The organism is Saccharopolyspora kobensis, from assembly GCF_900108315.1.
GTDB lineage: Bacteria > Actinomycetota > Actinomycetes > Mycobacteriales > Pseudonocardiaceae > Saccharopolyspora > Saccharopolyspora kobensis.
In genome coordinates, this window is record NZ_FNVB01000008.1 from 329347 (window position 1) to 343823 (window position 14477).

A 14477-nucleotide genomic window follows, 5' to 3' on the forward strand; every position below is an offset into this window, starting at 1 on the left:
TCCGGGGTAATCGACGCGATGACCTCGGCGCCGCAAGCTGGTGCCCGTCGAAAGCCCGTGGAACGAGGGAGAAACCCGATGAACACCGAACTGCTCGACCGCTACATCGCCGCCTGGAACGAGCGCGACGCAGGCAGGCGCCGGGCCGCGGTCGACGAGCTCTGGGCACCGGAGGGCACCTACACCGACCCGCTGGCCGAGGTCCGCGGCCGCGAGGCGATCGACGCGACGATCGCGGCGGTGCAGGCCCAGTTCCCGGACTTCGCCTTCCGCCCCGGCGAGCTCTTCGACGCCCACCACGACATCGCCCGCTTCACCTGGGAGCTCGGCCCGGTGGGCGGCGAGGCGGTGGTGGTCGGCTTCGACGTGGTGGTGCTCGACGCCGACGGCCGGATCCAGCACGTGCACGGCTTCCTCGACAAGGTGCCCGCCGCCTGATCGAGCCGAGGTGACGGGGCGCCCTCGGCGGAGAGCGCCCCGTCACCTGTTCGAGCGACGCCAACATCCGGTGAACACCAGCTGACAGCTCACCGCCGGAGAGCCCGGAACCCCTTCAGGCTCATTAGATTGACGATCCCAGTTGATCTGCAGCTCAGGGGGAGCGGGTCATGGCGGACATCGATTCCTGGAACCTGGTCCTCGCGGCCCTCGGCGTGCTCGTCCCGATCTTCCTCGGGCTCTACGAGTTCGCCATCGCCGGGCGCAAGCGGCTCGGCTACCGGATCCAGATGGACACCATCGGCGGCAGCGGAACCAGCCTCTCGTCCCAGGACGCCGGGGCGTTGGAGCGGCTGGTGCACGGCAAGGACGCCGAGCCGCTGAAGGCGCCCTCGTTCATGCTGCTGCGCGTCGAGAACTACGGCACCACCAACATCACGCCGGAGGACTACGCCGTCCCGAACAACGACCTCGTCGGGATCCGCGTCAAGTTCCCCGGCAGACGGGTCGCCGGGATGGTGATCACCGAGCTCAGCGACGAGAGCCTGGCGCCCAACTTCACCCGGCGCAACGGCCTGCGGATGACCGACGACGCCATCGAGCTGCCCCGCGTGTCGCTGAACCCGTACCAGCACTACAAGGTGCTGGTGGTGCTGGACCGGCTGCCCGAGACGCTCAACTCGCCCGAGCTGATCAAGGAGCCGGAGGTCATCGGCGGCATCAAGGGCGGCGTGGCGCGGCGGCTGTTCCGCAGGGGCCTGCTGGGCAGCAGGAGCAAGGACGTCGGCACGTTCGGGGTCATCAAGGAGACCCGCAGCGAGCGGCTGTCCACCCGGCTCGTGGTGGTGCTCAGCACCTTCCTAGTGTCGATCATCCTCGTGCAGTACGTGGTCTCGCAGTACCGCTCGAACGCCCCGCTGGGCTGCGCGACGGGCCACTTGGAGATCGTCGGGTCGACTGCCTTCACGCCCGCGCTCGTCGAGGCCGAGGCGCTGTACGAGAAGACCTGCCCGGGATCGGCCATCGACATCCGCACGACCGGCAGCGGTGCGGGCCTCTCGGTGCTCGACGACGCGGGGAACCGGCTGAACGCGGCCAAGTTCGAGGCCGGCGATGGCGACTTCACCAGCCCGGAGATGATCGCCTTCACCGACGGGCCCAAGAGCGCCGCCTACCCGCTGCTGCTGCCCAGGCCGGTGGCGTTCTCGCTGTTCACCGTGGTGGCCAACCCGGAAGCCGCGGTGCAGGACCTCTCCGCGGCGCAGCTCCGCGGGATCTACTCCGGGCAGTACACCGAGTGGGGCCAGCTCGGCGGCAAGGAAGGCCTGCCGATCCGGCTGGTGAGCCGGGATTCCAACTCCGGGACGCGGAAGACCTTCGAGACGCACGTCCTCGACCCCGACCCGTCCGACGACGTGCCCGGCCGCGAGCCGCGCATCAGCTCCGACGACTGCCTGGTGTTCGACCCGGGCGTGGTCCCGGCCCGGTGCGAGCGGGATTCCACCTCCGCCCTGCTGGAGAAGGTGGCGAGCACGCCCGGCGCGCTGGGCTACGCGGAGGCGAAGGCCACCGAGAACCTCGACGACGTGGTCCGGCTCCGGATCGGCGGCCAGCCGGCCACCCTGGAGGGCGCTGATCAGGGCACCTACCCGTTCTGGGAGACGGTGTACGGGTACACCTACAGCGAGCCCGAGCCGGGTTCGCTCGCCGCCAGCTTCCTGCGCTACCTGACCAGGGACGTGGGCATGGACGTCATCGAGTCCCACGGCCACCTCCCGTGCGCCCAGCTGGAGAACCCGATGTCCTGCCAACCGGAACTGCCCACCGGCCAGCAAGCGGCTGCCGACCCCGGGCACAGGTGATCAGCGCGAGTTCAGCGCTGCCAGCACCTTCCGGGTCCGCTCCTGCTCGGCCGCGGTCCCGAACGGAACCACGACGAGTTCGGTGGCCCCGGCCTCGACGAACCGGCGCAGCGACCGCTCCACCGCCACCTCGTCACCGAGCACCGCGACGTCCTCCGGACCGGCGAGACCCTGCCGGTCGAGCATCGCGCGGTAGGCGGGCAGCTCCCCGGCCACCGACAGCTGCGCGGCGAGCCGGGCCCGCGCATCGTCCACTTCGGACGTAACGCACACCGAAACCACCGCCACCACGCGGGGTCGCGCGACCACAAGCACGAAGACCCCAGCTACCGATTCTGGGCCCAGCACATCGCGGCCCTGGTCGCGGCCCAGCGCCCGGACCTGGACGCCGACTTCCTCAGCCACGCGCTCCTGGCGACCTTCGACGCCGACCTGATCCGCCACATGCAGCGCGAGGGCAAGTCCTTCGCCACAGCAGTCCGAGCGATGGCGGCATCCCTGCTCGACGCCCCCTGACCGCCGCCCCACCGAGCAGGCGAGGCCGTTCGGCACCGCTTCACCTGGTCAGCGCCCGTGAGTGTTTTGGGGTGCTATAGCCCCCCAAAGCACTCACGGCCCCCCACCAGCCGCAACGGGGCTCGGGAAGGTGATTTCGCGCGAAATCGGCCCCGGGCGCGCGAAAGGGGCGGCGACTTCTCGCGAAATCGCCGCCCCCGCACCGGAACCGATCAGCCGAAGCGGCCGGAGATGTAGTCCTCGGTGGCCTTCTGGGTCGGGTTGGAGAAGATCTTGCCCGTCTCGTCGATCTCCACCAGCTGGCCCGGCTCGCCCACCGCGCGCAGGTTGAAGAACGCCGTCTGGTCGCTCACCCGCGCCGCCTGCTGCATGTTGTGGGTGACGATGACGATCGTGTAGTCCTGCTTGAGGTTGGAGATCAGGTCCTCGATCGCCAGCGTGGAGATCGGGTCCAGCGCCGAGCAGGGCTCGTCCATCAGCAGCACGTCCGGCCGCACCGCGATGGCCCGCGCGATGCACAGGCGCTGCTGCTGACCGCCGGAGAGGCCGCCGCCCGGCTTGTTCAGCCGGTCCTTGACCTCTTCCCACAGGTTCGCGCCGCGCAGCGCGCGCTCGGCGACCTCGTCGAGCTTCTTCTTGTTCTTCTCACCGGCCAGCTTCAGGCCGGCCACCACGTTGTCCCGGATGGACATCGTCGGGAACGGGTTCGCGCGCTGGAACACCATGCCGATGGTCTTGCGCACCTGCACCGGGTCCACGTCGCTGGCGTAGATGTCCTCGCCGTCGAGCATCACCTTGCCCTCGACGCGGGAGCCGGGGATCACCTCGTGCATCCGGTTCAGCGACCGCAGCACGGTCGACTTGCCGCAACCGGACGGGCCGATGAACGCGGTGACGCTGCGGGCGGGCACCTGCAGCGTCACGTCCTGCACGGCGTGGAACTTGCCGTAGAACAGGTTCAGGTCCTTGATGTCGAGACGCTTGGCCATGTTTGAGGTCCCTACTTCGTCTTGATCGCGAACAGCTTGGACAGCAGCGACGCGACGAGGTTGATCAGCATGATGACGACCACGAGGGTCAGCGCGGCGCCCCACATGCGGTAGTCACCGGCCACCGTGCCGGTGCTGCGCTCCATGTAGATGGCCAGCGGCAGCGACGCCAGTTCGCCCTGGAACAGGTTGAAGTTGATCGAGCTGGAGTAGCCGACCAGGATCAGCAGCGGTGCCGTCTCGCCCAGCACGCGGGCCAGGCCGAGCATCACACCGGTCAGGATGCCCGACAGCGCCGTGGGCAGCACGATCTTCATGATCGTCTTCCACTTCGGCAGGCCGAGCGCGTAAGCCGCCTCGCGCAGCTCGTCCGGCACGATCAGCAGCATCGTCTCGGTGACCCGGACGACCACCGGGATCATCAGCAGCAGCAGCGCCAGCGCCACCGCGAAGCCGCTGCGGGTGAAGCCGAAGGTGGTGATCCACAGCGCGTAGATGAACAGACCGGCCACGATCGACGGCAGACCGCTGAGGATGTCCACCATGAACGTGGCGACCTTCGCGAACCGCGACTCGCGCCCGTACTCGACCAGGTAGACGCCGACCATGATGCCCAGCGGCACCGAGATGACCAGGCAGACCAGGCCTTCGAGCAGGGTTCCGACCAGCGCGTGGTAGATGCCGCCGCCGAAGTCGTTGGGCAGCAGGCCGTTGAACGAGTGCGACCACCAGGTCGAGCTGAGCACCGGCTTGAGGCCGCGCTCCAGCAGCGTCCACAGCACCCAGAGCAGCGGGACCACCGCGATCACGAACGCCGCGGTGAACAGCGTGGTGGCGAGGTTGTTCTTGAACTTGCGCGCGAAGCTGATCCGCTGGAACGCCGGTGGCGTGGCCAGCTGCTCCACGTCAGCGGTGTCGGTCCTCATGCTTTCCCCTTACCGCTGGCGCTCTCGATCCAACGCGCGACGGCGTTGACCGCGAAGGTGATCACGAACAGCACCAGCCCGGCCGAGATGTAGGCGCCCACCTGCATGTTGTTGTTGAACTCGGCGGAGCCGAGCGCGATCTTGGAGGCGAAGGTGGCACCGGCGTCGAAGATGCTGTAGCCGGGCGGGGCGGTGGTGGAGCTGAGGATGATGGTCAGCGCCATCGTCTCGCCCAGGGCACGGCCCAGGCCGAGCATCGAACCGCCCATGAAGCCGTTGCGGCCGAACGGCCACACCGTGGTCCGCACGACCTCCCACTGGGTGGCGCCGAGCGCGAGGGCGCCCTCGATCTGCTGGTTCGGCGTCCGCGAGAAGACCTCGCGGGTGACGCCGGTGATCGTCGGGATGATCATCACGGCGAGCACGATCCCGGCGGTGAAGATGTCCGTGCCCAGGCCCATCGGGTTCACGTTGCCCTGGGCGAAGATCGGGATCCAGCCGAGGTACTCGTTGAGCCACAGGGCGACCGGCCGCAGCACCGGGCCCAGGACCAGGAAGCCCCACAGGCCGTAGACGACCGACGGCACGGCGGCCAGCAGGTCGACGATGTAGGCGAACGGCCGCGCCAGGCTGCGCGGGGCGTAGCGGGTGAGGAACAGCGCGATCCCGCAGGACAGCGGCATCGCGATGACCAGCGCGACCAGCGAGCTGGCCACGGTCACCCAGGCCAGGTCGAGGATGCCGAACTTGAGGTTGTTCGGATCGCGGGTGTCCCATTCCCTGCTGAACAGGAAGTTGACCTCGTTGACCTGCAACGAGGGAATCGCGCGGATCAGCAGGAAGATGCCGATCGCCGCGATCAGGGCGACCACGAAGGCCCCGGAGGCGGTGGCGATCGAGGAGAACACCCGGTCGCCGAGTCGGTGCGTCTTGCCCGCGGAGGTATCGGGAGCGGAAATGGGAGCCTCCGGTCCGGAACTAGGCGCCGAAGCGCCCCGCGGGGCACCGGAATCGGTGTCCGCGGGGCGCAGGTCGGCTCTCGTCGAGTCGGTCACTGCTGTTTGCAGCCTCTCACTTCGTAGATTCGACCCGTTGTTCGCCCAGGTTGGGTGCGACCCGGGTTACTCAGGAGATGGCGTTGACGGCTTCGGTGACCTTGGCCTTGAAGGCCTCCGGCAGCGGCACGTAGCCGGCGTCCTGCAGCTGCTGGGCGTCGGCGTTGGCGGCGACCGTCAGGAACGCCTTGACCGCCTTCGCGGTCTCCGCGTCGTAGCCCTTGGAGCAGACGATCTCGTAGGTGTTGAGGACGATCGGGTAGACCCCGGCGGCCTTGTTGCCGTAGATGGACTCGAGGTTGACGCGCAGGTCGTGGCCCTCGCCCTCGATCTGGGCGCCGTCGATGGCCTTGCCGACGTTCTCGGTGGTCAGCTCGACCGGGCCGGAACCGCTGTCGATCTTGGCCTGGCCCAGCTGGAGGTTCTTGGCGAACGACCACTCGACGTAGGTGATGGCACCCGGGGTGGCCTTCACCGACTGCGCGACCTGGTCGCTGCCCTCACGGCCCTGGCCGACGCCCGGGCCGCCCTGGAAGGTCTTGCCCTTGCCGGTCCAGGCGCCACCGGTGGCGGTGCTCAGGTACTTCTGGAAGTTGTCGGTGGTGCCCGACTCGTCCGAGCGGAAGAACGGCACGATGGCGGTGGACGGCAGCTGCGCGTTCGGGTTCAGCGCCTTGATCGCCGGGTCGTCCCAGGTCTTGATCTGACCCTGGTAGATCTTGCCGATCACGTCGGCGTTCAGGGTGAGGTCCTGGACGCCGTCCAGGTTGTAGGCGATGGCGACCGGGCCGAACACCATCGGGAGGTTCCAGGCCGGGTTGCCCTGGCAGCGCTGGGCGGCCGCGGCCACCTCGCCCTTCTCCTCGTTCAGCGGCGAGTCGGAACCGCCGAAGTCGACCTGGCCCGCGGTGAAGGCGGCCACGCCCTTGCCCGAACCGGACTTGGTGTAGTTGACGTTCTGACCCTGGCACTTGAGGCCGTAGTCGCGAGCGAAGACGTCGACCGCGTTCTTCTGCGCCGAGGAGCCCTCGCCCGAGACCGGCTTGGTGCCGCACTCGACCTGCAGTGCGTCCAGAGCCGGGTTGCCGCCCCCCTGCGCGTTCTGGTCGGAGCCGCAGCCGGCGAGCACGAGCGCGCCCGCGGCGAGAACGGCGAACGCAGCGCTGTGCCGCTTGATCTTCACTTCGTTCCTCCACTCGGAAAAACCTGCGGTTGCGCGACCGAGCCCCTGGTCGGCCCGTGCTCTTCGCCGCGCACCGGGGACGTTAAGGAGCCGGGGTGGACACCCCTCACCATCCAGGTGAACGGAAGGTGAACAAGGCACGCTTAGTAAGGAGACGCACATACCTTCGGGGGAACAAAGGGGCGAAACCGGGGAGTAACGGTGACGCACAGCACGGGACGGTCATCGCCCGAATTGCACGTCCACATCCCATTTCGCGAACCCCAATCGCTGGTACACCTTCACCGCCGGTGCGTTGTCCGCCTCGACGTAGAGCATCACCTGGCGGCAACCAGTGTCGCTCAGGTGTCGTAGACCGGCCACTGTGAGTGACCGCCCCAGCCCACCGCCTTGCGCGTCCGGGTCCACCCCGACGACGTAGACCTCACCCGTTCCGTCGGGATGCACCTTCGTCCAGTGGAATCCGAGCAGCTCATCGCGGTCGTCGACGGCGAGGAAGAACCCGTTCGGGTCGAACCAGCCCTCGCGCTCCTTCGCCCGCAGGTCCTGCTCGGTCATGCCACCCTGCTCCGGGTGCCAGGAGAACGCCCGGTGGTTGACCGCCACCACGGCGGCCTCGTCGCGATCCGGCCGGAAGGTGCGCAGCCGCACGCCCTCCCGCAGCTCGACCTCCGGCAGCTCCGGCTCGGCGAGCTCCCGGCCCATCCGCCACAGCTCGCGCGGCCGGCCGAAGCCGTACCGCTCGGCCAGCCGCACCGCGCCCGGGAGCTCGCCGTGCGACCAGATCCGCAGCCGGGCAGTGTCCGGGGCGGGTTCGGCGGAGAGCTCCGCGCGGTCCAGCAGCGCCTCGACCAGGCGCGCGCCCGCGCCCTTGCGCCGGTGGTCGGGATCGACCGCCAGCTCGGCGACCAGCTGGCCGGAGGTCTTCTCGTGCTCGGTGTCCAGGTGCGCGTACCCGATGAGACTGCCGCCCGCGTCGCGCAGCACGAAGTGCTCGGAGCGCACGTCGGCCTGCACCGGCTCGATCTGGTGGACGACGTCGCGGTGCGCCTTCAACCGGAGGATCACGTGCTCGCCGACGGGAGCGACCCCGTCGGCCGCCGCTGTCTTGTCGAGCAGGCCCATGACCTCGGCCGCTTCTGTGCTGTCCAGTCCATTACGCCATGTCAGCTGCACGCCCCGACGTTACCCAGCTTCCCGGCGAACAACGCGTGAAGAGGGGTTCCGCGGGCGGTTTCTCCAGGTAGCGTCCCGTGAGTGCTTCGGGGCGCTATGGCACCCCGAACCGCTCACGGGAGCTGAACAGCGGAAACGAACCGCCAGGAGTGCCGCGTGCCCCAACTCCAGCGACGCCTGACCACCACCGACGCCGTGGTGATCGGGCTCGGATCGATGATCGGCGCGGGCCTGTTCAGCGCGTTCGCCCCAGCGGCGGCAGCGGCCGGCTCGGCACTGCTGATCAGCCTGCTGCTGGCCGCGATCATCGCGTTCTGCAACGCCAGCAGCTCAGCGGCGCTGGCCGCCCAGTACCCGGCAGCGGGCGGAACATACGTGTACGGCCGCGAGCGCCTCGGTCCGTTCTGGGGCTTCCTCGCGGGCTGGGGCTTCGTGATCGGCAAGACGGCCTCCTGCGCGGCGATGGCGCTGACCGCCGCCGAGTACCTCCTCCCCGCGCACGCCAAGCCCGCCGCCGCGGCGTTCGCCGCGGCTCTGGGCGCGGTGAACTGCGTCGGCATCACCCGCACCGCGAAGCTCGCTCGCATCCTGCTCGCGCTCACGCTCGCCGCGCTCGCAGCTTCGCTGCTCGCGGTGTGGCTCGGCGGCGCCTCGGCTCCCGCCTCGGTGCTGCCGCCTGCGCCGCTGGGCGTGCTGCAGGCCGCCGGCCTGCTCTTCTTCGCTTTCGCGGGCTACGCCCGCATCGCGACCCTCGGCGAGGAGGTCCGCGATCCGCAGCGCACGATCCCCCGCGCGATCCCGATCGCGCTCGGGATCGTGGTGTGCCTGTACTTCGCGGTGGGGAGCACGCTGCTGGTCGCGCTCGGCCCCGGCCTCGCGGCGTCGTCGGCACCGCTGGCCGATGCGGTGCGCGCGGGTGGTCTGCCGCAGCTCGCGCCGTTCGCCGTGATCGGCGCCGGGCTGGCGGCGCTCGGTGCCCTGCTCGCGCTGCTCGCCGGAGTCGGCCGGACGACGCTGGCGATGGCGCGGGGTCGCGACCTGCCCGCTCCGCTGGCCTCGGTCCACCCGCGCTTGGCCACGCCGCTCCGCGCGGAGCTGCTGATCACCGCGGCGGTGGTGGTGCTGGTGCTGGTCACGGATCTGCGCGGCGCGATCGGCTTCTCGTCGTTCGGGGTGCTGGGCTACTACGCGATCGCCAACGCCTCGGCGCTCACCCTGCCTCGCGAGCTGCGCTGGTTCCCCCGCGCGCTCCCGGCGCTCGGCCTCGCGGGCTGCGCGGTGCTCGCCTTCGCGCTGCCCTGGTCATCGGTGCTGGCCGGTCTGGTCTGCTTCGCGATCGGCGCCGTGATCTGGGCCCGGCGCCACCGCAAGTCCTAGGCGGGCACGACACGCCGACACCTGTGGACGGTTCCCGCCGCCGCTGTGGAGAACTCCGCGATTTCAATTGAAATCAGACGTCTGATTTCAATTGAAATCGCGTCCGATCACGGCACAACGCACGGTCGCCGGTCGTCGGTCAGCGGGCGAAGGTGGTCTCGCGGGACGGGGTCTCGCGAGCGGCGGACTCGCGGGTCTCCGCTGCGATCGGGCTGGTGCCGCGGTTCGGGCGGACGAACTTGTAGCCCACGTTGCGGACCGTGCCGATCATCGAGTCGTGCTCCGGGCCGAGCTTCGCGCGCAGGCGGCGGACGTGGACGTCGACCGTGCGGGTGCCGCCGAAGAAGTCGTAGCCCCACACCTCCTGCAGCAGCTGCGCGCGGGTGAACACCCGGCCCGCGTGCTGGGCGAGGTACTTGAGCAGCTCGAACTCCTTGTAGGTGAGCTCCAGCGCCCGGCCCTTCAGCCGTGCCGTGTAGGTCGCTTCCTCGATCACCAGGTCGCCGACGCTCAGCATGCCGTCGTCAGCGCTGCCCGCGGAGCTGAGCCGCGAGATCAGCAGGCGCAGCCGGGCGTCGATCTCCGCGGGCCCGGTGGTCGGCAGCAGGATCTCGTCCACGCCCCACTCGGAGCTGATCGTGACCAGTCCGCCCTCGTTGACCAGGGCGATCACCGGTACGTCACCGGCCGACAGCAGGCGGCACAGATCGCGGGCGCCGACCAGGTCGGTGCGGGCGTCCACCACGATCGCATCGTGCGCGCCGCTGGCGAGGACCGAACCGGGGTCGGCGGGCAGCACCCGCACCCGGTGGGGCAGCAGGGCGAGCGCGGGCAGCACGGCTTCGCACTCTTCTTCACTGGTCAGCAGCAGCAGTTCGGAGCTCATCTGGAGGGCCTCCGTCCCCAAGGCGAGAACCCGACGTCCGGGCCGGGAGTGGCCAACCGCACGCGGCGGATGACTCGGCGTCGTTGCCTGTGGATGGCAAGGAGAATAACCGACATGCAGCGGAAAAACCCAGGTCCAACGGGTCGCATCACATTTGTGAACAACAGCCGCCCCGATGTTGCGCGGATGTTTCGGCCTCGCGCGGTGGCGCTGTCGGCCGCCGACGGGACCGCGCTGCGCGGCCTGCTGCTGCCCGGCCCCGGGCTGCCCGCCGACCTCGGGTTCGTCCTCGGGCACGGCTTCACCAACCACATCCGCAAGCCCACCGTGCAGCGGGTCCTGCACCGCCTAGCCCGGCGCGGCCCGGTGCTCGCGACCGACTTCCGCGGCCACGGGCGCTCCGGCGGCCGCACCACCGTCGGCCCGGCCGAAGCGCTGGACATCGACGCCGCCGTCGCCCACCTGCGCGAGCTCGGCTGCCGCCGGATCGTCACGATCGGCTTCTCGCTGGGCGGCGCGGTGGTGCTGCGCCAGGCCGCCCTGGGCACGCCGCCGGACGCGGTGGTCGCGGTCAGCAGCCCCGCGCGCTGGTGGGTGCGCGACACGCCCGCGATGCGCAGGCTGCACTGGCTGCTGGAGCAACCGCACGGCCGGTGGAGCGCCCGTCTGCTCGGCGTCCGCCTCGCCCCGCCCTGGAGCGAGGTGCCGGTCTCGCCGATCGAGCTCGTCCGCCGCATCCCGGTTCCGCAGCTGATCGTGCACGGCACCGATGACCACTACTTCCCGGTCGCCGACGCGGTCGCCCTAAGCGAAGCGGGCGGCGGCGAGCTGTGGCTGGAAGCGGGCATGCGACACGCCGAGAGCGCAGCCACGCCGAACTTGGTGGACCGCATCGCGCGGTGGGCGGCAGATACAGTGACACCACCCGATCGTGGTGGTTCTTAGAATCTGCCGGTGGTTGCGTTGCTCGCGTGGTCACTCAGCGGAAGCTGAGAGCTTCCCCGGCCTGCGGGCGCCCCTCCTGGACGGCGGAGGGGCCGTCCTCACCGGGAGAGCGCTCAGAACCCGCGGGTGGGCGGCCCGCACGCGTGCTCGAAGCGGCTGGCGCCGCCCGCACAGGCGCGGACGACATCCGCCGACAGGCTCTCCGCTGAACCGCCGGTTGCCCCCGACAGAAACGGACCGCTCGGTGAAGAAGCTCGTCATCGCCCTCGTGATCGTCGCGGGTCTGCTGGTGGGCGCCGACTTCGGCGGTGCTGCCATCGCCGAGTACCAGGTGTCGAAGAAGGTCGCCGAGCAGCTGCAGCTGCGCGAGAACCCCGAGGTGCGGATCAACGGCTTCCCGTTCCTCACCCAGGTGATCGCCGGGAACTACCGGGACGTGCAGCTGGTGGCCAACGCGGTGCCGGTGGGCCCGTTCAACGAGGTCGGCATCGAGGCCGACCTGCACGGGGCGCAGGTGTCCACCTCCGAGCTGATCGCGGGCACCGCCGACCGCCTCGTCGTCGACGAGCTCGTCGGCCGGGTGAAGCTGCGGGCCTCCGACGTGGCGCGGCTGATCGGCATCCAGGACCTCACCGTCAACCCGGCCGCCAAGGACGCGCTGGCCGACGACGACGGCAACATCAGCGCGGCCGACGAGCAGCTCTCGGCGGGCACCGACCGCACCAAGGCGGTGGTGCAGCTCGACGGCACCGTGAACATCGCGGGCTCGGACAACAAGGTGCGGGTGATCGCGGTGCTGTCGCTGGTCAACAGCAAGATGCAGATCGAGCCGCGGAAGCTGGACCTGAACAACAGCACCTTCGGCGCCATCGAACTCCCGTCGATCTTCGAGAAGTCGGTGCTCAAGCAGTTCAGCACCACGCTCGACCCGGGCATGCTGCCGTTCGAGGTCAAGCCCACCGCGGTGCGCGCCGAGCGCGGCGCGCTGGTCGTCGAGGGCGTCGCGGACAACGTCACGATCAGCGCCGGCGGGGTGACCACCGGGTGAGCGCGGGCGTCTGGGCGCTGCTGATCGCCGTGGCCGCGGCGCTGCTGGGCGGCGCGGTGTGGAAGGCCGGGCAGGGCAAGGCCCGCGAGCGGAATGGTGGCCAGAACATGACCGAACTCCTCCCCGACGCCCTCAAGCAGCGCCTCGCCGACGGTCCCGACGCGAAGGTCACGCTGCTGCAGCTGTCGACGACCTTCTGCGCGCCGTGCCGCCACACCCGCGTCCTGCTGGCCGACTTCGCCCAGCGCACCGGCGGCGTCCGCCACGTCGAGGTCGACCTCACCGACCACCCGGAGTGGTCCACGCCCCTGCGCGTGCACACCACGCCGACGACCCTCGTCCTGAACGCCGCGGGCGACGAGCTGTTCCGCATCAAGGGCGTCCCGCACCGCGACAACCTCGCCACCGCCCTCCAACCCCACCTCGCCTGACCGGCCGCGCGTCCCACCCTGTGAACGTCCTTCCCGCCGATCGGTCCAGCCGGTAACCTCCGAGCCGTGCATGTACTGCTGACCCGAAGGCGCGCGGTCGATCTCTGCCGCGTGGGTAGCAGCCTGTGTTGCGGGCACTGACCGGGCGGTAGTACGTCTTGCACCTCGCACGGCCGTGTCGTGACGCAGGTGCTCGTCCACACCGCCTGACGGACTCGGCAGCCGAAGTCCACAGTCAGGAGGTCCCATGTCTGCCGGCACGCTCGACCCGCGCGGCGTCCGCTTCACCGCCGCGATCACCAGCGCGATCCTCGCCCTCGGCCTGATCACCGCCAGCTGGCGGGTGATGGCCGCGCAGATGGTGCTGTTCGGTCTGTGCGCGTTCCTCGGCATGCGGCTCAACCCGTGGGGCTTCGTGTACCGGCAGGCGGTGCAACCGCGTCTCGCCCCGATCGACCAGGCCGAGCGCGAAGAACCGGCACCCGTCCGGTTCTCGCAGGGCATCGGGTTCGCGTTCGCCCTGGTGGCGACCATCGGCTACGCGGCCGGGTGGACCACCCTCGGCCTCGTCGCGAACGCGTTAGCGCTGGTCGCCGCACTGCTGAACGCGGTGTTCGGCTACTGCCTCGGCTGCCAGCTCTACCTCGTGCTCCGACGGTTGGCACCCGCCGGGGCGTCCGCTCCAGATCCCCGCTGAACCACCGAAGATCAACGAAGGAGTCGCTCGATGAGCCGCGCAGAGGTCCTGGTTTCCACCGAGTGGGCCGAAGAGAACCTGAACACCGCCGGGATCGTCTTCGCCGAGGTCGACGAGGACACCACCGCCTACGACGGCGGCCACATCCCGGGTGCCATCAAGCTGGACTGGAAGAACGAGCTCCAGGACCACGTGCGCCGTGACTTCGTCGACCGCGAGGGCTTCCAGAAGCTGCTGTCCGCCAAGGGCATCAGCAACGACGACACGGTGATCCTCTACGGCGGCAACAACAACTGGTTCGCCGCCTACGCCTACTGGTACTTCAAGCTCTACGGCCACGGCGACGTCAAGCTGCTCGACGGCGGCCGCAAGAAGTGGGAGCTCGACGGTCGCGAGCTCACCAAGGAGGAGCCGAACAAGCCCGCCACCACCTACCAGGCGCAGGAGCCGGACACCTCGATCCGCGCGTTCCGCGACGAGGTGGTCGACGCGATCGGCAACAAGAACCTGGTCGACGTGCGCTCGCCCGACGAGTTCGCCGGCAAGCTGCTCGCGCCCGCCCACCTGCCGCAGGAATCGGCGCAGCGCGCCGGGCACATCCCGTCGGCGATCAACGTCCCGTGGAGCAAGGCCGCGAACGAGGACGGCACCTTCAAGTCCGACGAGGAGCTGAAGGAGATCTACGCCGAGGCCGGGCTGGACACCGCGAAGGACACCATCGCCTACTGCCGCATCGGCGAGCGCTCCTCGCACACCTGGTTCGTCCTGCGCGAGCTGCTGGGCAACACCAACGTCAAGAACTACGACGGCTCCTGGACCGAGTACGGCTCGCTCGTGGGCGTCCCGATCGAGAACCCCACCGAAGCCGCCAAGAACTGAACACGCAGTTTCCAGTGGTTGCGTTGCGTGGCGGTGCCCGCAGCGGTGCAAGCGCCGAGGGTGTGAACG

At 69.7% G+C, this 14477-nt stretch carries 16 protein-coding genes; 9 read left to right on the forward strand and 7 right to left on the reverse strand.

Annotated features, from left to right (window positions below):
* The first annotated feature begins 78 nt into the window (after positions 1-78).
* Complete coding sequence (locus C4T78_RS26680; RefSeq protein ID WP_093354509.1) at positions 79-438, forward strand: nuclear transport factor 2 family protein; 360 nt, start codon at positions 79-81, stop codon at positions 436-438.
* A gap of 170 nt (positions 439-608) precedes the next feature.
* Positions 609-2300, forward strand: coding sequence for a PstS family phosphate ABC transporter substrate-binding protein (locus tag C4T78_RS26685; protein ID WP_093354511.1), 1692 nt, complete (start codon positions 609-611; stop codon positions 2298-2300).
* On the opposite strand, the gene C4T78_RS26690 is transcribed toward C4T78_RS26685, so the two are convergent.
* The 6 genes from C4T78_RS26690 to mshD all read right to left on the reverse strand — a co-directional run bounded on the left by C4T78_RS26690 (position 2301) and on the right by mshD (position 8145).
* Positions 2301-2705 carry an LLM class oxidoreductase gene (locus tag C4T78_RS26690; RefSeq protein ID WP_143185915.1) on the reverse strand — a complete coding sequence of 135 codons (405 nt, stop codon included), beginning with the start codon at positions 2703-2705 and terminating at the stop codon, positions 2301-2303.
* A gap of 323 nt (positions 2706-3028) precedes the next feature.
* Positions 3029-3805 carry a phosphate ABC transporter ATP-binding protein PstB gene (pstB, locus tag C4T78_RS26695; RefSeq protein WP_093159548.1) on the reverse strand — a complete coding sequence of 259 codons (777 nt, stop codon included), beginning with the start codon at positions 3803-3805 and terminating at the stop codon, positions 3029-3031.
* 11 nt (positions 3806-3816) lie between these two features.
* Positions 3817-4731, reverse strand: a complete 915-nt coding sequence (pstA, locus tag C4T78_RS26700) for a phosphate ABC transporter permease PstA (RefSeq protein WP_103908165.1) — start codon at positions 4729-4731, stop codon at positions 3817-3819.
* Positions 4728-5639: a phosphate ABC transporter permease subunit PstC gene (gene pstC / locus C4T78_RS26705; RefSeq protein ID WP_309599292.1), complete on the reverse strand. Its 912-nt coding sequence runs from the start codon at positions 5637-5639 to the stop codon at positions 4728-4730. Before pstC ends, pstA begins: the two co-directional genes overlap by 4 nt.
* Positions 5640-5856: 217 nt before the next feature.
* Positions 5857-6969, reverse strand: a complete 1113-nt coding sequence (pstS, locus tag C4T78_RS26710; protein ID WP_093358193.1) for a phosphate ABC transporter substrate-binding protein PstS — start codon at positions 6967-6969, stop codon at positions 5857-5859.
* Positions 6970-7191: 222 nt separating this feature from the next.
* Positions 7192-8145 carry a mycothiol synthase gene (mshD, locus tag C4T78_RS26715; RefSeq protein WP_374703903.1) on the reverse strand — a complete coding sequence of 318 codons (954 nt, stop codon included), beginning with the start codon at positions 8143-8145 and terminating at the stop codon, positions 7192-7194.
* Between the two features lie 156 nt (positions 8146-8301).
* On the opposite strand from mshD, the gene C4T78_RS26720 reads away from it, so the two are divergent.
* On the forward strand, positions 8302-9522 hold the full coding sequence (locus C4T78_RS26720) for an APC family permease (RefSeq protein ID WP_093358195.1): 1221 nt from the start codon (positions 8302-8304) through the stop codon (positions 9520-9522).
* A gap of 139 nt (positions 9523-9661) precedes the next feature.
* Here C4T78_RS26720 and C4T78_RS26725 read toward each other — a convergent pair whose 3' ends face one another.
* Positions 9662-10408 carry a winged helix-turn-helix transcriptional regulator gene (locus C4T78_RS26725; protein WP_093358196.1) on the reverse strand — a complete coding sequence of 249 codons (747 nt, stop codon included), beginning with the start codon at positions 10406-10408 and terminating at the stop codon, positions 9662-9664.
* Positions 10409-10594: 186 nt separating this feature from the next.
* Between C4T78_RS26725 and C4T78_RS26730 the strand changes: the two genes are divergently transcribed.
* The 6 genes from C4T78_RS26730 to C4T78_RS26750 all read left to right on the forward strand — a co-directional run bounded on the left by C4T78_RS26730 (position 10595) and on the right by C4T78_RS26750 (position 14408).
* Positions 10595-11353, forward strand: coding sequence for an alpha/beta hydrolase (locus C4T78_RS26730; RefSeq protein WP_093358197.1), 759 nt, complete (start codon positions 10595-10597; stop codon positions 11351-11353).
* A 244-nt stretch (positions 11354-11597) separates the two neighbouring features.
* A complete protein-coding gene (locus C4T78_RS26735) occupies positions 11598-12401 on the forward strand; it encodes an LmeA family phospholipid-binding protein (protein ID WP_093358198.1) in 804 nt (267 codons plus the stop codon).
* Complete coding sequence (locus C4T78_RS26740; protein ID WP_093358199.1) at positions 12398-12832, forward strand: TlpA family protein disulfide reductase; 435 nt, start codon at positions 12398-12400, stop codon at positions 12830-12832. Before C4T78_RS26735 ends, C4T78_RS26740 begins: the two co-directional genes overlap by 4 nt.
* A gap of 66 nt (positions 12833-12898) precedes the next feature.
* Complete coding sequence (locus C4T78_RS37450; RefSeq protein WP_350945149.1) at positions 12899-12973, forward strand: putative leader peptide; 75 nt, start codon at positions 12899-12901, stop codon at positions 12971-12973.
* Positions 12974-13079: 106 nt separating this feature from the next.
* Entirely contained in the window at positions 13080-13529 is a 450-nt protein-coding gene (locus C4T78_RS26745; RefSeq protein WP_093358200.1) for a DUF4395 domain-containing protein, read from the forward strand.
* A 30-nt stretch (positions 13530-13559) separates the two neighbouring features.
* Positions 13560-14408 (forward strand): sulfurtransferase, encoded by an 849-nt coding sequence (locus C4T78_RS26750; RefSeq protein ID WP_093358201.1) that lies wholly within the window; start codon positions 13560-13562, stop codon positions 14406-14408.
* The last annotated feature ends 69 nt before the right edge of the window (positions 14409-14477 follow it).